This window comes from Streptomyces sp. NPDC040410 (genome assembly GCF_055595715.1).
The window spans coordinates 42,674-59,627 of record NZ_JBVIVK010000003.1 but is presented as its reverse complement, the minus strand read 5'-3'; the positions used below and the strand labels follow the sequence as shown (position 1 = coordinate 59,627).

General features: G+C 71.0%; 13 protein-coding genes. 7 read left to right on the top strand and 6 right to left on the bottom strand.

Going from position 1 to position 16,954, the window contains the following annotated elements; translation table 11 throughout:
• The first annotated feature begins 43 nt into the window (after nucleotides 1-43).
• The 3 genes from ACZ562_RS07545 (at nucleotide 44) to ACZ562_RS07535 (ending at nucleotide 2,916) form a co-directional block, all read left to right on the top strand.
• On the top strand, nucleotides 44-784 hold the full coding sequence (locus ACZ562_RS07545; protein ID WP_471174932.1) for a hypothetical protein: 741 nt from the start codon (nucleotides 44-46) through the stop codon (nucleotides 782-784).
• A gap of 414 nt (nucleotides 785-1,198) precedes the next feature.
• Nucleotides 1,199-1,861 carry an RNA polymerase sigma factor gene (locus ACZ562_RS07540; protein WP_471174930.1) on the top strand — a complete coding sequence of 221 codons (663 nt, stop codon included), beginning with the start codon at nucleotides 1,199-1,201 and terminating at the stop codon, nucleotides 1,859-1,861.
• Nucleotides 1,861-2,916: a hypothetical protein gene (locus ACZ562_RS07535; RefSeq protein WP_471174928.1), complete on the top strand. Its 1,056-nt coding sequence runs from the start codon at nucleotides 1,861-1,863 to the stop codon at nucleotides 2,914-2,916. The genes ACZ562_RS07540 and ACZ562_RS07535 overlap by 1 nt, the downstream gene beginning before the upstream one ends.
• A gap of 210 nt (nucleotides 2,917-3,126) precedes the next feature.
• Here the strand turns inward: ACZ562_RS07535 and ACZ562_RS07530 are convergent, their stop codons facing one another.
• Complete coding sequence (locus ACZ562_RS07530) at nucleotides 3,127-3,930, bottom strand: L,D-transpeptidase family protein (RefSeq protein ID WP_471174926.1); 804 nt, start codon at nucleotides 3,928-3,930, stop codon at nucleotides 3,127-3,129.
• A 257-nt stretch (nucleotides 3,931-4,187) separates the two neighbouring features.
• Between ACZ562_RS07530 and ACZ562_RS07525 the strand changes: the two genes are divergently transcribed.
• On the top strand, nucleotides 4,188-5,768 hold the full coding sequence (locus tag ACZ562_RS07525; RefSeq protein WP_471174924.1) for an acyl-CoA mutase large subunit family protein: 1,581 nt from the start codon (nucleotides 4,188-4,190) through the stop codon (nucleotides 5,766-5,768).
• Here the strand turns inward: ACZ562_RS07525 and ACZ562_RS07520 are convergent.
• A complete protein-coding gene (locus ACZ562_RS07520) occupies nucleotides 5,744-7,189 on the bottom strand; it encodes an FAD-dependent oxidoreductase (protein ID WP_471174922.1) in 1,446 nt (481 codons plus the stop codon). The genes ACZ562_RS07525 and ACZ562_RS07520 overlap by 25 nt on opposite strands.
• A 107-nt stretch (nucleotides 7,190-7,296) precedes the next feature.
• On the opposite strand from ACZ562_RS07520, the gene ACZ562_RS07515 reads away from it, so the two are divergent.
• Complete coding sequence (locus tag ACZ562_RS07515; RefSeq protein ID WP_471174920.1) at nucleotides 7,297-7,947, top strand: TetR/AcrR family transcriptional regulator; 651 nt, start codon at nucleotides 7,297-7,299, stop codon at nucleotides 7,945-7,947.
• Here ACZ562_RS07515 and ACZ562_RS07510 read toward each other — a convergent pair.
• Nucleotides 7,932-9,125 carry a DUF1906 domain-containing protein gene (locus tag ACZ562_RS07510; RefSeq protein WP_471174918.1) on the bottom strand — a complete coding sequence of 398 codons (1,194 nt, stop codon included), beginning with the start codon at nucleotides 9,123-9,125 and terminating at the stop codon, nucleotides 7,932-7,934. The genes ACZ562_RS07515 and ACZ562_RS07510 overlap by 16 nt on opposite strands.
• 79 nt (nucleotides 9,126-9,204) lie before the next feature.
• Complete coding sequence (locus ACZ562_RS07505) at nucleotides 9,205-10,314, bottom strand: acyltransferase family protein (protein ID WP_471175660.1); 1,110 nt, start codon at nucleotides 10,312-10,314, stop codon at nucleotides 9,205-9,207.
• A 223-nt stretch (nucleotides 10,315-10,537) separates the two neighbouring features.
• Here ACZ562_RS07505 and ACZ562_RS07500 point away from each other — a divergent pair, with 223 nt between their 5' ends.
• Both ACZ562_RS07500 and ACZ562_RS07495 read left to right on the top strand, forming a co-directional pair.
• A complete protein-coding gene (locus ACZ562_RS07500; protein ID WP_471174916.1) occupies nucleotides 10,538-12,016 on the top strand; it encodes a glycosyltransferase family 29 protein in 1,479 nt (492 codons plus the stop codon).
• Nucleotides 12,013-14,346: a glycosyltransferase gene (locus ACZ562_RS07495; RefSeq protein ID WP_471174914.1), complete on the top strand. Its 2,334-nt coding sequence runs from the start codon at nucleotides 12,013-12,015 to the stop codon at nucleotides 14,344-14,346. Before ACZ562_RS07500 ends, ACZ562_RS07495 begins: the two co-directional genes overlap by 4 nt.
• A 156-nt stretch (nucleotides 14,347-14,502) precedes the next feature.
• Here the strand turns inward: ACZ562_RS07495 and ACZ562_RS07490 are convergent, their stop codons facing one another.
• Both ACZ562_RS07490 and ACZ562_RS07485 read right to left on the bottom strand, forming a co-directional pair.
• Nucleotides 14,503-15,834, bottom strand: a complete 1,332-nt coding sequence (locus tag ACZ562_RS07490) for an alpha-2,8-polysialyltransferase family protein (protein WP_471174912.1) — start codon at nucleotides 15,832-15,834, stop codon at nucleotides 14,503-14,505.
• Nucleotides 15,834-16,820, bottom strand: coding sequence for a glycosyltransferase family 2 protein (locus ACZ562_RS07485; protein ID WP_471174910.1), 987 nt, complete (start codon nucleotides 16,818-16,820; stop codon nucleotides 15,834-15,836). The genes ACZ562_RS07490 and ACZ562_RS07485 overlap by 1 nt, the downstream gene beginning before the upstream one ends.
• Nucleotides 16,821-16,954: the final 134 nt, after the last annotated feature.

Below are 16,954 nucleotides of genomic sequence, written 5' to 3'. Positions count from 1 at the left end.
CAGGCCGCACAGGCCGGACGAGTCGGACAGGGACGGACACGGCATGGGTGAACGGCAGAGCGGCGGGGAGTCCGGCCGTCGGCATGCGCACCCAGGCGACGCCCTGGAACTCGAGGCGCTGCTCGCCGCCGCGATGCGCGGGCACGGCCATGACGCCGAAGCCGAGGAGCGGGCCGTGAACGCCTTCCGGACCGCCCGGGACACGGGCGCGCACCGGTCGCGCACCCGGCGCCGGGACGACTGGCGGCCCCGGGAGCAGCGGAGGGTCGCTCGGTCGATGAAGGTCACGCTCTCCCTGCTCCTCGCGAGCCTCACCCTGGGCGGCGTGGCGGTCGCGGCGATCGGCTCGTACGGCACGCCCTCCGACGGCTCCGCCGACGACCGGGAAAGCCCCGGCCGGACAGCGGGCGCCACGCGCCGCCCGGCGGCCGAGCCCTCGCCCACGACGTCCGGTGCGGCCTCCGCGGGCCCGGGCCGGCCGGTCACCGCGCAGGACGCCGAGGCGCACTGCCGTGCGTACGAGCGGGTCAACGACCGGGGGGAGGCCCTCGGCTCCACGGCCTGGCAGCGGCTGCTGTCGGCCGCGGGCGGCGAGGAGAACGTCACCGCGTACTGCGCCGACGTGCTGGCGAAGGCGAAAGCGGAGGCGACGGCGAGGGCGACGGTGACTGCGGACGGCAGGCCGGCCACGCCGGAGAAGACGAACAACGCTGGCGCGAGCGAAGAGAACAACGCGGGCACGGGCGAGGAGAAGTCCGGCACGGCCCAGGAGAAGAAGAAGTAACCGGCGCCTTCGGCAGCCGGGTTCCTCGGCAACCGCGTTCCGGCAACCGGCGTTGTCGGCGACTGGCTAATTCGGCAACTGGCCTCTTCGGCAACCGGCCCTCTCGGCAACTGGCCTCTTCGGCAACCGAGTTCGTAGCCGAGGCAACGGCCGGGGCCGCCACCCCCCACAGGAGAGGCCCCGGCCGTCGCGCGGCACGGGCCGCGCGGCGGCCCGTACTATCTACAGCGCCAGGAGTGCGGTTTCTGTCACACGTCATCACGTCACGGGTTGGTTGCATCCTCTACGGACATGGACGAAGAGCGGTTTCAGGTCGTAACGTGCCTTTCGCGCCGGGCGCGGAAGACGGATGATCACCCTGATCACCGCAACCATCGACGGCCCGAGGGCCGCGACCATCGACTGAGGAACCACGTGCTGGGGGACGACGCGGAGCTGACCGCCGCGGTGCTTGCGGCTCAGGACGGGGACGAGACCGCGTTCCGGACTGTGTACCGCGCGGTGCACCCACGACTGCTCGGATACGTACGGACGCTGGTCGGCGATCCCGACGCCGAGGACGTGACGTCCGAGGCCTGGCTGCAGATAGCCCGTGACCTGGAGCGGTTCAGCGGGGACGCGGACCGCTTCCGCGGCTGGGCCGCCCGGATCGCCCGCAATCGCGCCCTGGACCACATACGCATGCGCGGCCGCCGCCCCGCCATCGGCGGCGACGAGACCGAACTGACCGGGAAGGCCGCCGAGTCCGACACGGCCGGCGAGGCCATCGAGGCCCTGGCCACCGACAGCACGCTCTCCCTCATCTCCAGGCTGCCGCAGGACCAGGCCGAGGCCGTCGTCCTGCGGGTGGTCGTGGGCCTCGACGCCAAGACCGCCGCGGAGACCCTCGGCAAGCGACCGGGTGCCGTGCGGACGGCCGCACACCGCGGTCTGCGGCGGCTCGCCGAGCTCCTCGGCGACGATCCGGAATCCGCGGGCGGGCTCGACGCCCTGCCGCCCCAGCGAGAACCGCGCGGCCGCGCGGTGACGTCCGCGAGTGTGACGCATATGCGTTCGCGGACGCAGAAGGACATGTGATGGCCGACGAGTACAGGTGGCTGGACCGTGAAACGGCGGAGCGTCTGCTGCGCGGGGAGCCACTGGACAACGCTGTCGACGCCGCCGCCCGGGACGAGGCCGAACGGCTCGCCAAGACGCTGGGTTCGCTGTCCGTGGAAACCCCGCTGAGCAGCACGGAACTCCCTGGCGAGGCAGCCGCACTGGCCGCCTTCCGCACGGCGCGCGAGGAACGCGAGCTTCGCGGCGGCGGGCAGGCCGCTGCCGGCCGGCGTGCGCGAGGCCATGCCTCCGACGCCGGGCTGGTGCGCATCGGCGGCCCGGACAGGCGCGCCCCGCGCCCCCGCTGGGGTCGCCCCCTGCGCCTCGGGCTGACCGCCGCGCTGGCCGCCGGCATGGTCGGCGGGGTCGCGGCCGCGGCCGGAACCGGAGTCCTGCCGACGCCGTTCGACGACGCCGAACCGGGCCCCGCCGCATCCGTCTCGGTGCCCGTGACACCGGACCGCCCGCCGGTCTCGCCCTCGCCGAACGCCCCGGGAGGCGAGCCCACCCCCGACGGCGCCACCTCCGGCGCCCCCCGCCAGGGAGCTCCGCGTGACACGGCGCGTGGCGGCGGCTCGGCCACCGGCCCTGCCACCGGCTCCGCCCCCTCGAACCAACCGGCCGACCGGTGGCGTGAAGCCGCGTCGGCCTGCCGTGACGTCCGCGACGGCAGGGAGCTGACCGTCCGGCGCAGGCACACCCTGGAGGACGCGGCCGGCGGCTCCGCACGCGTGTGGAGGTACTGCAAGGGCGTTCTGTCCGCCGTCGGCGAGAGCTCCGCGGACGAGGACGGCAAGGACGGCGGCGGCTCGGGCAAGGGTGAGGACAGGGGCTCGGACAGGGGCTCGGACAAGCGCAAGGACGAGGACGGCCGCCGCCTGGGCCCCGGCACCGGTAACTACCGTGACCGCCTGGGTGACGGCGTCGGCGACACGCCGGCCTCCGCAGTGCCGCTCCCGCCGTACCAGTCGCCGACCTCGCCCACCTCGCCCACCTCGCCCACCTCGCCGTCTTCGCCGTACAGCACCCTGTGACCTGCGCCTTCTCAACTCGTCGAATTTTTTCGGCGCGGGGTGTGACGTTTTTGGCAGCCCGGGCGCAGTAATGAATGAGCCGACTGGTCATCGGCCGTCGCACAGAGCCGGGGTTCCCCCCGTACCTTCGGCTCGTGCATCTGGCGCGGGCGGGACACGTTCCCCCGGTCCCGCCCGCGCCCCGCACATCTCCCCGTCACGCCGTCGGCGTCACCAGTGCACGACGACCTTGTCGCCGTTCCTCACCTGCGCGTACAGCGCCGCTATCGCCGCCTCGTCCCGTACGTTGACGCAGCCGTGCGAGGCACCGGCGTATCCGCGGGCCGCGAAGTCGTACGAATAGTGCACGGCCTGGCCGCCGCTGAAGAACATCGCGTACGGCATGGGCGAGTCGTACAGCGTCGACACGTGGTGGCGGGACTTCCAGTAGACCTGGAACACGCCCTCACGGGTGGGCGTGTACTGCGAGCCGAAGCGCACCGGCATCGTCGAGACGGTCCGCCCGTCGATCATCCAGCGCAGGGTGCGGCTCGACTTGTCGATGCACAGCACCCGGCCGTTCAGGCAGCGCGGGTCGGGCGCGGCGGCCGGCTGCCCGCCCATCAGGTACAGGTCCCACTTGCCCGGTTCGTGCGTCATCTTCAGCAGCCGCCGCCAGGTGACGGTGTCGGTCCTGCCCGTCTCCGGCAGGCCCCGCTTGCCCTGGAAGCCCTTGACCGCCTGCTCCGTCAGGTCGTCGTACGTCCCGGTCGGCCCGTCGAAGAGCCAGGCGATCTGGCGCAGCCGGGCCTGGAGTTCGCGCACGTCCCGGCCGGTGTCGCCGCGGGACCACAGGACCGCCGAGGCCGCCTGTGTCGTGCGGGCAGGGCCCGGTTTGTCGTCCGAGGGGGAGGTGGTGGCGGGCCGGCCGGGGACGTCTATGCGCACCGGCGAGTGCCGCTCGCCGTCCGCGGCCTGGACCGTACAGCCGCTCACCGCCACCAGCGCCACCAGGACGGCGATCGATTTCCCCATGCCCGTAGTCCGCACCGCGGCCCCCCGTCGTCTCACTGTGCACGCGCCCACCGGTGTCGTGTCACCTGAGATGTTCCCCACGGATGACTGGTTGCGAACGGCGCGGCATTGTTGTGTCCGGGACCGCCTTGAGGCTGTGAGCAAGGTCCCAGCGTGGGCCCCTCCACCGGGTGCACGCCCACCGCTACAGTCCGTCGAAGCGTCGGTCTGTACCAGCGAGTAACCGGCGATATCTGCTCAGTGGGAGGCAACACACCATGGCGCGCGAGTCGGAGTCCGGACTGCCCATCGAACCGGTCTACGGACCGGACGCCCTGCAGGACTGGGACCCGGCCGAGAAGCTGGGCGAGCCCGGGGGCTATCCCTTCACGCGAGGCGTGTACCCGTCGATGTACACCGGCCGCCCGTGGACGATGCGCCAGTACGCCGGCTTCGGCACGGCCGTGGAGTCCAACGCCCGCTACAAGCAGCTGATCGCCAACGGCACGATGGGCCTGTCGGTCGCCTTCGACCTGCCCACCCAGATGGGCCACGACTCCGACGCCCCCATCGCGCACGGCGAGGTCGGCAAGGTGGGCGTCGCCATCGACTCGGTCGACGACATGCGCGTGCTGTTCGGCGGCATCCCGCTGGACAAGGTGTCGACGTCGATGACGATCAACGCCCCGGCGGCCCTGCTGCTGCTCCTCTACCAACTGGTGGCCGAGGAGCAGGGCGTGAGCGCCGACAAGCTGACCGGCACGATCCAGAACGACGTGCTCAAGGAGTACATCGCGCGCGGGACGTACATCTTCCCGCCGAAGCCGTCCCTGCGCCTGATCGCGGACATCTTCAAGTACTGCAGGGCCGAGATCCCGAAGTGGAACACGATCTCGATCTCCGGATACCACATGGCGGAGGCCGGCGCCTCGCCCGCGCAGGAGATCGCGTTCACACTGGCGGACGGCATCGAGTACGTGCGTACCGCGGTTGCGGCGGGCATGGACGTCGACGACTTCGCCCCGCGCCTGTCCTTCTTCTTCGTGGCCCGTACGACGATCCTGGAGGAGGTCGCGAAGTTCCGCGCCGCCCGCCGGATCTGGGCGCGGGTGATGAAGGAGGAGTTCGGCGCGAAGAACCCCAAGTCGCTGATGCTGCGCTTCCACACGCAGACGGCGGGCGTGCAGCTGACGGCCCAGCAGCCCGAGGTCAATCTGGTCCGGGTCGCCGTCCAGGGCCTGGCGGCCGTGCTGGGCGGCACGCAGTCCCTGCACACCAACTCCTTCGACGAGGCGATCGCCCTCCCGACGGACAAGTCCGCCCGCCTGGCGCTGCGCACGCAGCAGGTCCTCGCCTACGAGACGGACGTGACGGCGACGGTCGACCCCTTCGCGGGCTCCTACGTCATCGAGAAGCTGACCGACGACGTCGAGACGGCGGCCGTCGAGCTGATGGCCAAGGTCGAGGAGCTCGGCGGCGCGGTCAGCGCGATCGAGCACGGCTTCCAGAAGAGCGAGATCGAGCGCAGCGCGTACCGGATCGCCCAGGAGACCGACTCCGGCGAGCGGGTCGTGGTCGGCGTCAACCGCTACCAGCTGGACGAGGAGGAGCCGTACGAGCCGCTGCGCGTCGACCCGGCGATCGAGGCGCAGCAGGCCGAGCGGCTGGCCAAGCTCCGCGTGGAGCGCGACCAGCCGGCGGTGGACTCGGCCCTGGCCGCCCTGAAGACGGCGGCCGAGGGCGAGGACAATGTCCTGTACCCGATGAAGGACGCGCTGCGGGCACGGGCGACGGTGGGCGAGGTGTGCAATGCCCTCCGGGAGGTTTGGGGGACTTACGTGCCGTCGGATGCGTTCTGACCTGGGTGATTCGTCCGCAGGCCGAAGCGGGTGAGGTAAACCCCGAGTCCCGCCGCCGTCCGTCCGGCCCAGCCCACGTAACCGTCCGGGCGGACCAGGAACAGGCCGGTGCCGTATGCCTCGTGCGCGGGGCCGTGTACGACGTGCAGTGACCTGTCGGCGTCCGGTGCCTCAGCGCCCAGCGCGAGCAGCGTCCAGTGCGGTCCGCGGAACGCGTCGAAGAGCCGTACACCCGCCACCTGGGCGTCGGGCGCGCGGTCGCCCGCCCGTACCGGGCCGTCCGGAGCCGTGCGGGTCTCCTCCGTGAGCGACGAGTCCCGGTAGCCCAGCCCCAGTTGCCGGGTCGCCTCGCCGCGTCGGGTCTCGCCGCGGTGGACGCTCGTGGACAGACCGAGCATGTCGGCCGCGACGGGCCGCCGCTCCTCCTCGTATGTGCCGAGGAGCCCGGACGGTGCCTCGTCGCGCAGCACCGCGCCCAGCTTCCAGCCCAGGTTGTAGGCGTCCTGGACGCTGGTGTTCAGGCCCTGCCCCCCGGCGGGCGAGTGGATGTGCGCCGCATCTCCGGCGAGGAAGACCCGCCCGGCGCGGAAGCGGTCCGCGAGGGCCGCCCGGGGCCGGAAGTCCGAGGCCCAGCGCACCTCGGTCACGTCCTCGGGGGCGAGGTGCGAACGCGAGGCGACGACCTTGCGGATGCCGTCGAGGGACAGGTCGGGTTCGGTGCCGTCCGGGAACTGGGCGCTGAGCTGGAAGTCGTTGGTGCCGGCGAGCGGGCAGATCGCGAGGAAGCCGGCGCCTTCCCCGCGCGGCGGGAAGATGTGCCAGTTGTCGCGGTCCAGGCCGGTGATCCGCACGTCCGCCACCAGCATCGGGTTGGGGTCGACGGTCTCCCCGGCCATGCCGATGCCGAGCGCGCGCCGCACGGCCGAGCGGCCCCCGTCGGCGGCGACGGTGTAGCGGGCGCGGACGGGAGCGCCGGTGGCGAACTCCGCGGTCACGCCGTCCGCGTCCTGGGTGAGGCCGACGACCTCCCGGCCGAAGGCCACTCGCCCGCCCAGCTCCTCGAGCCGCGCGTACAGGATTTCCTGGGTGCGCCACTGCGGCAGCATCCACGGCTCGGTGTACGGCGAGTCCTCGCTCGTCTCCGCCGGGTCGAACATCTGGTGCTCGCCCACCCGCTCCCCGTCCTGCCAGATCATCCCGACCGGGTAGCCGCCGCCGGCCGCGTGGACCGCGTCGAGGACGCCGAGGTCGTGGAACACCTCCCTAGTGCGCGGCTGGATGCCCTTGCCGCGCGAGCCGGGGAACAGTCCGTCGGCCCGCTCCACGACGAGGGCGTCCACGCCCCGCCGGGCGAGGTCGACCCCGAGGGCGAGGCCCGTCGGGCCGGCGCCGACGATCAGTACGTCCGTGTGCACAGTCATGATCCACATTCCTTAACGTTGTTAAGCTCTGCCCGTTTCCGAGAGTGGCCTTAACGCTGTTAAGTTGTCAAGCGAGAAGGCGGAAGGACGCTGTTAGGTTGTCCGGCGTGAGTACGGAACGACGCGCCCCCCTCGACCGCCGACGGGTCGCGGACGCCGCCCTGAGGCTTTTGAACGACGCCGGCCTGGACGGGCTGACCCTGCGCGCCATCGCCAAGGAGCTGGACGTCAAGGCGCCGGCCCTCTACTGGCACTTCAAGGACAAGCAGGCGCTGCTCGACGAGATGGCGACGGAGATGTACCGGCGGATGGTCGCCGGGGCCTCCCTCGACCCCGGCGACACGTGGCGGGAACGGCTGCTGAAGTCCAACCGCGCACTGCGCGCGGCCCTGCTCTGCTACCGCGACGGTGCCAAGGTCTTCAGCGGCTCACGCTTCACCGGCCTCGTGCACGCCGAGCAGATGGAGGACAGTCTCCGCCTCTTCACGGCCGCCGGCTTCACCCTCGCCCAGGCCGTCCGCGCGACGTTGACGACGTACCTGTACACCCTCGGCTTCGTCACCGAGGAACAGGGCGTCCAGCCCCTGCCCGGCGAGCGGCGCGAGGGCTTCGACGTCGACGAACGCGCCCGCCTGATGGCCGACTTCCCGCTGTCGGCCCAGGCGGGCGCGGAACTCTTCCAGGACTACGACCGGCACTTCGAGGAGGGGCTGGCGCTGGTCGTCGCGGGTATCGAGGCCCGCTACCGGGTCGACTGAACGCCGGGCACGGGGTCCGTGGCGAGCCGGACGTCCAGGTAGTCCTGGTCGATTTCGATCGTGGTGCCGCCCCAGGTCTCGCGATGCCCGCCGGAGTACTGGTGGATGCGCTGGTGATTGCCCCAGTAGGCGCTCGGCACCAGCGGGTCGAACGTGTCCGCGAAGCCGTTCCACAGACCGTTGTAGATGACGTCCGGCATGGTGCGGTCGCCGTACTTGTCGACCAGGTCGGCGATGCCCGAACTGCTGCTGCTGTACCACCCGGAGAGGTAGCCCCAGGCATGGAGTTCCTCCGTCCAGGCCTCCTGGAAGGCCAGCACCCTGGAGGTGTACGTCGACGGGTACGCCTCCATGTCGTAGTACAGGACCGATCCGCTCCCGAAGCCGAGGGCGGCGGCGTCGACGATGGCGTCCTGGGCCGCGCTCGCGCCCTGCACCGCGGGTGAGGTGATGCCGGAGGCCTGCCTGCCGACGTAGAGCGGCACGAACCGCCAGCCGTCGGCAGCCTGTTGCCGCACCCAGGAGGCCGTCAGGTTGGGCTGGCTGCAGGCGCGCTTCGAGCCGCCGATGTAGATGCCGACCGCACGGTAGGGCGAGCTCTTGCGCCAGGCGCGCATGGCGGCGGCGGAGGGGGCGGTACACGTGTCGAAGCCGTGGCCGGTGTGGTCGGTGGCGCTCGCCGGAAGGCCGGCTGCGGCCTCCGGGGGTGCGGGTGGCACCACCGGCACGCGGGGTGTCGCCGACAGGACCTCGGCGTTGGACAGGATGGCGCGGACGAGCTCCGGGTTCTTGTCGTAGGTGGCGGTGACGGTCACCCTGGCCGTGCGGGCGCGGTACTGGCGCTCGACGGGCTCGGCCTCGGTGCCTTGCTCGGCGGCCGCGTTGTCGTCGGGTTCGACGAGCAGGGCCTCGGTGCGTCCCACCGCGTGGCTGGGGCAGTCCTGGCCGGCGCCGGGACGTCCGAGGTACACCGCGTGCCGGTCGAACCGCACACAGACGGTCGGATCCCGGTCGAGGTCCACCACCGGCCAGGAGGCCGGCACGGTGAACCGGTGTCCGCGGTAGTCGACTTGCCGGGTGGTCGTCGACTGGTCAGCCTGGGCGGGGGTGCCGGCGAGTGCGGCGAGGCCGAGAAGCGGCACCACCGTGACCGCGGCCTTTCTCCAATATGATCGCATTCGTGCATTTTCAATAACTTTGCGATGAATGCGGACAGGGCGCGCCTGGGGAGGGAGGCAACAACCGGGTGAAAAACCCTCAGCTCGCTCTGGCGAGCGCCGCGCGCAGCCTCGGGGTCAGCGGCTTCTCGACGTACCGGTTCAGCAGCCGGGCCAGCAGCAGCATCGACGCGACCGTCAGGGCGAAGGTCACCGCCGACGGCAGGCCGAGGCCGATGTGCAGGGCGTGGATCACCACCCAGCCCAGGTGCTCGTGGACCAGGTAGAACGGGTACGTGAGCGCCCCGGCCACCGTCAGCCAGCGCCAGTTCGCCCAGCTCAGCCCGCCCAGCGCGATCGCGGCGACCGCGACGAAGCCGAAGGCGACGACGAGGACGATACCGAGCGACGAGCGGTGGGCGAACGCGTTCGGGTCCGACGCGTTCCACAGGCTGCGCACCGCGTGGTGCTGCCCGATCAGGAAGCTCACGGCCACGATGCCCCAGGCGTACACGTCGCGCCGGTCGCGGTGGACGAGGTAGAGGCCGACGCCGCCGACGAAGAACGGGGCGTGCTCGGGCATCACCACGATGTCGAGCACCTCCGTTCGCGCGCCCCGCGCGATCGCCGCGACCAGCGTCCAGCCCGCGCAGAACAGGACCACCCGCCGCCGGCTCGCCCCGGGCAGGACCACGCACAGCGCGAACAGCGCGTAGAAGCGGACCTCCGCCCACAGCGTCCAGCACACCCCGAGCGCCCGGTCCACGCCCAGCGGTTGCTGAAGCATCGTCAGGTTGGCCAGGGTGTCGCTCGGCGACAGCGCCTCGTAGGTGACCGCAGGCAGCGCGAACACCGCCGTCACGATCAGGACCGCCGCCCAATAGGCCGGCAGCAGCCGGGCGGCCCGGGACGCGAAGAACGACTTCAGGGACCGGCCCCAGCCGCTCATACAGATCACGAACCCGCTGATCACGAAAAAGACCTGGACGCCGAGGCAGCCGTACGCGAAATACGAATGCAGGGCGGGAAACTGATGCGCCGCCGGACTTCCCCAGGCCCGGGTGACCTCGCCGCCGCGGCCGCCGTAGTGATACGCGGCCACCATCAGCGCTGCGATCAGCCGCAGCCCGTCCAGGGCGCGCAGCCGGTTTTCGCGGAGGGCCGTCGGTTCCGGCCGCCGGGGGACGCCGGTCACCGGCCGCACGGTCATGCTGGTCACGAATATCCCCTCGACGGGCCGCTCCTGTGGCTGCTTCCCAGCACGTTAGTCCGAATCACAGGGACGTCTTCGTGGGCCGGCCAACGATTATCCCTGTGGTCCCGGCGAGTTCACCTGGACGTCGTTTTGGCTTCCTAATTTTTCTCAACATCCCCCTAAGGGCCAGTTGAACGGCAACAAACTCAGCATTTGGCTTGGCAAAAACAGGAGCGTCATGACGAGGGTCCAGAACAGAAGGGCACGTGCACGTGGGGGGGAGCTGGACGACTGCCTGCGCGCCTGTGCCGTGCACAGCGGCAAACTCGTCGGCAGCATCGACCGCCGTCGCGTGGAACTCGCCGAGCAGCTCAGAAAGCTGCTCGTCGTGTGGGGCACGTCCCAGGCCGCCGCCCCCGCTCCCGCCCCGGCCGGTGGTGCCACCGCTCTGCTCAAGCGTGCCGTCAAGGGCGCCGCGGCCCCCGCCTCCGGCCTCGGCAACGAACTGCTCGACGCCCTGCTCGCCGTCGCCAACAAGGCGCTGGAGTGCGGTTACGACGACGAGCTGAACCTCGCCCTGGTCATCAGCGACACCGTCCTCGCCGAGCGCAAGAACTCCCGTGCCGGCTGGCGGCTGCGCGCCCGCCTCCTGGAGGCCCTCGGCGAGGAGACCGAGGCCCTGGAGGCGTACGAGCGCTACCTCGGACTCACCGACGAGGACGGGTTCGGCGTCCGCGCCCGGATCGCCGGACTGCGCGTCGCGGGGGAGATGGAGCGGGAACTGCTCGCCCTGCTGGGCCGCCAGTGCCCACGCGCCCAGGAGTTCGCCCGCGGCCCCGCCACCGACGTGTGGGCCGAGGGCCTCGCCGCCCACGCCGTCGGCGACTGGGACCAGGCCGAGCCCCGCCTCGTGGGAGCGCTCCTGGCGCTGGCCGCCGAGGACGCCCCGGTGAACGACCGGCAAGAACTGCTCAGCCAGTACCTGGACCTGCGCGGTGACACCATCGACCACGCAGACGCCGCCGGCCTGCCCGCGTACACCGAGGCCGTCGCCCTCTACGCCGAGCAGCGCCGCAGCCGGATGCGCGGGCCGGTCGCCGACCCCGCCATCGGCGGCGTGCAGTGGATCACCCTGGGCGAGTTCCGCAACCAGATCGCCGGCAAGTCCGTCTGCCTGATAGCCAACTCCGGCCGCGCCGGCAGCAGTTCGATGGGTGCCCAGATCGACGCGTACGACCTGGTGGTGCGCTTCAACTCGTACAGGATCGATCCGAAGCACACCGGCACCCGCACCGACATCCACGCGACCATCCACAAGCACGGCTTCAACTGGGACAAGCAGGTCACCACCCGGCTGGTGTTCGGCGGCATCTCCGGCGACTGGAAGTACTCGCTGCGCAACCGCCTGGTGCCCGGCGCACAGACCTACCTCGGTGACGAGTCGCTGCGCTGGCCCGTCCGCAACATCGGCAAGCTCGGCACCGACGTCTGGTCGGGCATCCCGACCACCGGCTTCAACATGCTGTTCCTGCTGGACTTCCTGGACGTCAGCCCGACCCTCGACCTGATCGGCTTCGACTTCTACGAGAGCGGCGCCTACCGCGTCCAGGAGGCGATGAAGCTGGCCATCACCTCCGTGCACGAATACACCAGCGAGAAGGCATGGGTCATGGAGCGGGCCCAGAGCGTGACCGACATGAGGATCTCCCTGCGATGACCATGACCTCCCCGGCCTCGGCCGCCGCCGCCCAGGCCCCGGCGACCTACGCGCACGCCCTCACCGGCAAGCGGCGCATAGCCTTCGCGAGCTTCGTCGACGAGAACTACCTGCCTGGCTTCCTCGTCCTGCTGAAGAGCCTCGCCCTGTCCAACCCCAGCGTGTGCGAGGACTTCGTCGTCCTCCACGACGACCTGCGCCCCGGTTCGATCGCCAAGATCCGCGCCCTGCACCCGCGCATCGTGCTGCGCCGCGTCGACGCCGGCCACTACGACTCGTACAAGAAGGGCGACCAGGACAACTACCTGGTCCGCAAGGCGTACTTCATCCTCGACGTCTTCAGGCTCCGCGAGTACGACACCGTCATCACCCTCGACACGGACATGGTCGTCCTCGGCGACCTGGGCGAACTGCTCCAGCTGCGCGAGGGCCTCGCGGCCGTCCCGCAGTTCTTCTACGGGCAGCACAAGCTCAACTCCGGACTGCTGGTCATCCAGCGCGAGTACCTGAGCGACGAGTTCTGCGCCAGGCTGGACCGCTGCGGACGCAGCGGCGACTACGAGCTCGACAAGCACGACCAGGGCATCCTCAACGCCGTCCTCGACGGCGACTTCGTGCGCCTCGACCCGCGCTACAACTTCGTCAAGCGGCGGCTGTCCGGCGACCTCCCGGTCCCCGAGGACACCGCGATCCTGCACTTCACCGGCCGCCACAAGCCCTGGCAGGGCGGCGAGGCCGGATACAGCCAGGCCGAGGACCGCTGGCGCGAGTTCGACCTGTCCGACGCCGACTTCCACGCGGCCTACCTGGCCTCCTCCGGCGGCCTGCACCACGACCTGCTGGTCCACTACGGCACCCCGCACGTCAAGCGCACTTCGGACGTCGAGATCGCCCGCAAGGTCGCCGCCGCCCACATCGCGGCCGGCGACTACCAGGACGCCGTGGACGTCCTGAGCAGCGTGCGCATCCCGCTCGACGAGGCCTGGCCGCACGAGGTGCTCGGCCACGCCCTGATGAGCGTCTCCCGCTACGAGGAGGCAAAGGCGCAGCTCCTGCTGGCCACCGCCGCCCCCAACCGGGCCGCCACCGCCTACGCCCGCCTCGCCCAGATCGCCTGGGTGAACGGCAACAACGCCGAGGCCCTGCGGTACGCCACGGCCGGCATGTCCGTCGACATCACCCACCGCCCCAGCCGCCTGTGGGCGCAGCGCGCGGCCGCCGTGCCGGCCCAGGAGCAGGGCAGCGCCCAGGAGCAGCTGGCGCACGTCGCCTTCTACATGGACCGACAGGGCAACGCGGGCGACAAGCTGCTGCCGGAGAGCGTCCGCCTCGCCTTCGACCGTGACACCACATCCCGCCGCTGGCACCCGGTGCACGCCCACCGCCTGTTCGACGAGGCGGCCCTGCAGCGGGTCAACGCCCGGCGCGGCCTGGTCGTCGGCGGCGGCGGCCTGTTCATCCCGGACACCATGCCCAACGGCAACAGCGCCTGGCAGTGGAACGTCCCGGACGAACTGCTGAACCGCATCGACGTGCCGATCGCGGTCTACGCCGTCGGCTTCAACGCCTTCGACGGCCAGTCCTACCGCGCCGATCGCTTCCGCTCCAGCCTGCGCCAACTCGTCGAGCGCTCCTCCTTCTTCGGGCTGCGCAACCACGGCTCGATCGAGAAGGTGCGCGCCATGCTCCCGGCCCGCCTGCACGACAAGGTGCGCTTCCAGCCCTGCCCGACCACGGTCACCCGCCAACTCGTCGACGGCTGGCAGGACCCGGCCCGGCGCGACGACACCATCCTGGTCAACGCCGCCTACGACCGCGCGGGCCTGCGCTTCGGCCACGACTACGGCTACTTCCTGAACCAGATGGCCCAGGCGGTGCGGGATCTCGGCGAGCTCGCCGAGGTGAAGTGCGCGGCGCACTCGCTCGACGACGAGAAGATCGCCTTCGACCTGCGCCGCGAACACGGCATATCGCTGCCCGTCATCCCGATGTACGACTTCGAGAACGACGGGATCCGCGATCTGTACGCCCGCACCAAGCTGGTGATCGGCATGCGCGGCCACGCCGGAATGATCCCGTTCGGCTGCGGCACGCCCGTCATCAGCCTGATCTCGCACCCGAAGATGGCGTACTTCCTGCGGGACATCGGGCGGCCCGAGTGGGGTGTGTCCGTGCACGACCGCCACCTCGCCGCCCGGCTCGTCGAGCGGTCCAGGGACCTGCTCGCCGACCACACCGCGACCGTCGCCGATGTGCACGGCCGGCAGCAGGAGCTGTGGAAGGTCACCGAGGCGAACGCCGCCGACCTGCGGGCCGTCCTGGGCGGCTGAGCGACGGCGACGTCCCGGCCGACGGTGCCGAGGGTCCCCCCCTCGGCACCCGGCCCGCCGCTCACCCCGGTGGTCGGCGGAGGTCGCGGTACACCGTCGTCACCTTGATTGTCCGGTGTTTCCTGACCTTTATCCCCCTGTTCACCTCTGATTGGCTCAGCGCCGCATGGCCTTCTTCACGGCCCGGGCCCGCCGGACCACCCGGCGGGCCGCGGTGCTGCGGGGCAGGAACGCCAGCCGCTCCGGGATGCCGCCGGGCAGCCCGAGCGAGGTGAGCCTCTTGCGCCTGACGTAGCGCTGGGTGCGCGGGCCGAGGTGCTGGGAGAGGTAGCGTTCGGCGGCCGGGCGCAGGGCCGTGTACAGCTGCGGCTGCATGACGAAGCCGACCGCGGTGACCAGGCCGTTCAGCGTGTCGGCCGGAACAGCCTCCTCGCCCCTCCTGCCCTCCAGGTCCGGCAGCACGGCGTCGGCCAGGACGACGGGCACCCGGTTGCTGTTCTGATACGGCGTCAGACGGTCCAGGAGCCGTTCGGTGCCGACGCGGGCGACCGGCAGCCCGTAGAACACGGAGGCCGTGAACAGCGCCGTCGAGAAACAGCCGACGACCAGCCCCGGCCGCGCCTTCTCGAACAGCACCTCGGCGAGCACGGGCGTGTCAAGGACGGTGAGCGCGACGCCCAGCTTCTCGGCCTCGGCCTCCAGGGCGCGGCTGTAACGGGCCGGCGCGGTGGGATGCGGCTTGAACACGATCGTGCGGTGCCCGCGCCCGACCGCGCCCCGCATCATCCGCACATGCAGCTCCTCCTCCTCCTTGGCGGAGAGGATGTTCAGCGCCGACAGGTACTGGCCGAGGAGCAGCGCCGCGTCGTCCGGCAGGACGGGCAACTCCGGTACCGCCTCGGTGAGCTCGCTCATCACCTTGAGGAACGCCGGGGCCGGCACGACGTGCGCGGGCACCTCGAACTCGGTCAGCAGCATCGGCGTCAGTCCCGGCACCAGATCCAGGTGCAGCAGTCTGCGCACCCGGGTCCCGACCAGCGGATCGAGCTTGTTGCGGGTGGGGCCGTAACTCATCAGGCCGTCGGCGTACACGTCGATCGGGGCGCCGGTGAACAGCTGCGCCACCGTCAGGGCGGGGGTGACCTGGATGGACTCCAGGACCAGCTGCACGCGGTCGTCGCCCAGCCCCCACAGCAGCCGCAGATAGCGCTCGAACAGCGGGACGTCGTCGGGGCGCGGGGTCCACGCGCCGGGGTGGAACGGGCGGATGGCGTCGTTCCAGGACAGCACGTCGTCGAAGTGGTCGCGCAGCGGCGCGAAGCCCGGCATCTCGTCCACGGCCGGGGTGGTCTCCGGGGTCATGGAGTTGTTGAACACCAGCAGCACGCGGCGGTCCGGCTCGGCGAAGAGGCCGGAGTCGACCGCGGCGGCCAGGGTGGCGGCGCCGTACAGCGTCGAGGCGCAGAAGATCTGGGTGGTACGGGACATCAGGCGGCCGCCTTCGCTGAGCTGATCCGGCGCCTGAGCCGCCGCAGCCTGGAGGAGCGGTGCAGGTCCATGGAGTCGAGCACGTCGCCGAGCATGTCCTGAGGCATGCGCTTTATGGCCGCCGCGCTCATCGTCCGCAGCCGCTTGGCGACGGCCGGTTCGAACTTGTCCTCGTCGGCGAGGTGGTGGGCGATGATCGCGCAGTAGGTCCGTACCGCCTTGGGCAGCAGCCGGCCGGCGTCGGGGTCGGCCGCCGTCTCCTCGACGACCTGGTCGAAGGCACGGATGAAGTCGAGCTGGCGGACGTCGCCGATCTGGGTGAGCGAGGAGGCGACCCCGCGCCGGTAGAACACGCCGAGCAGGCTCACGACGGCGAACGACTCCGCCTCGCGGTGCAGCTTCCAGATCCACGGCCGGTCCTCGGCCGTCCGCAGTCCGTCGGTGAAGTGCAGCAGATCCTTGTCAAGGAGCCGGCGGTGATAGGCGCCCGCCCAGGCGTAGGCGTAGTCCACCGACGTCGTGCGGTGGGCGGGGAGGATCGCCTCGCGCGGGTTCAGTACCTCGCCCCGCGGTCCGACCGGGGCCCGGTGCACGGTCCGGGCGCGGGCGGTGGCCTGCACATGGTCGGTGCGGACGAAGTCGCAGCCCAACTCCTCGATCGCCGACACCAGTTCGGCGAGGTAGCCCGGGGCCAGCCAGTCGTCGCCGTCCAGGAACGTCAGGTACTCGCCCTGCGCCGCGTCCAGGCCGGTGTTGCGCGCGGTGGCGAGCCCCCCGTTCTTCTCATGGCGGACGAGACGCACCCGGGCGACGTCCGAGAGCTCCTCGGCCGCGCGTTCGAGAATGGCCCAGGTCTCGTCCTTCGAAAAGTCGTCGACCAGGACGAATTCGAAGTCGCCGCGGGCGTTTAGGCGAAGGCTTCTGAGGGTGTCCGGGGCGTATTGCTGGACGTTGTAGAACGGCACGATCACGGAAAGCTTTGGCACCTGCGAAATCCTAGAAGGCACCCCGGCAGGGGAACTTTCCGGTGAACGTACAGGGGGTGAACTCAATGTGTCGGAACGGTGCATCCCGCATACTTCCCGGTCTTCGGCCGGCCAGTTCGGCTCTCGGTGGGGTG

What these genes read in the sequence shown, in the direction of transcription:
- ACZ562_RS07500 (WP_471174916.1), top strand. Translation starts at nt 10,538, where the DNA reads ATGACGAGGGTCCAGAACAGAAGGGCACGTGCACGTGGGGGGGAGCTG.
- ACZ562_RS07490 (WP_471174912.1), bottom strand. Translation starts at nt 15,834, where the DNA reads ATGTCCCGTACCACCCAGATCTTCTGCGCCTCGACGCTGTACGGCGCC.
- ACZ562_RS07520 (WP_471174922.1), bottom strand. Translation starts at nt 7,189, where the DNA reads ATGACTGTGCACACGGACGTACTGATCGTCGGCGCCGGCCCGACGGGC.
- ACZ562_RS07495 (WP_471174914.1), top strand. Translation starts at nt 12,013, where the DNA reads ATGACCATGACCTCCCCGGCCTCGGCCGCCGCCGCCCAGGCCCCGGCG.
- ACZ562_RS07525 (WP_471174924.1), top strand. Translation starts at nt 4,188, where the DNA reads ATGGCGCGCGAGTCGGAGTCCGGACTGCCCATCGAACCGGTCTACGGA.
- ACZ562_RS07535 (WP_471174928.1), top strand. Translation starts at nt 1,861, where the DNA reads ATGGCCGACGAGTACAGGTGGCTGGACCGTGAAACGGCGGAGCGTCTG.
- ACZ562_RS07510 (WP_471174918.1), bottom strand. Translation starts at nt 9,125, where the DNA reads ATGCGATCATATTGGAGAAAGGCCGCGGTCACGGTGGTGCCGCTTCTC.
- ACZ562_RS07530 (WP_471174926.1), bottom strand. Translation starts at nt 3,930, where the DNA reads ATGGGGAAATCGATCGCCGTCCTGGTGGCGCTGGTGGCGGTGAGCGGC.
- ACZ562_RS07505 (WP_471175660.1), bottom strand. Translation starts at nt 10,314, where the DNA reads ATGACCGTGCGGCCGGTGACCGGCGTCCCCCGGCGGCCGGAACCGACG.
- ACZ562_RS07545 (WP_471174932.1), top strand. Translation starts at nt 44, where the DNA reads ATGGGTGAACGGCAGAGCGGCGGGGAGTCCGGCCGTCGGCATGCGCAC.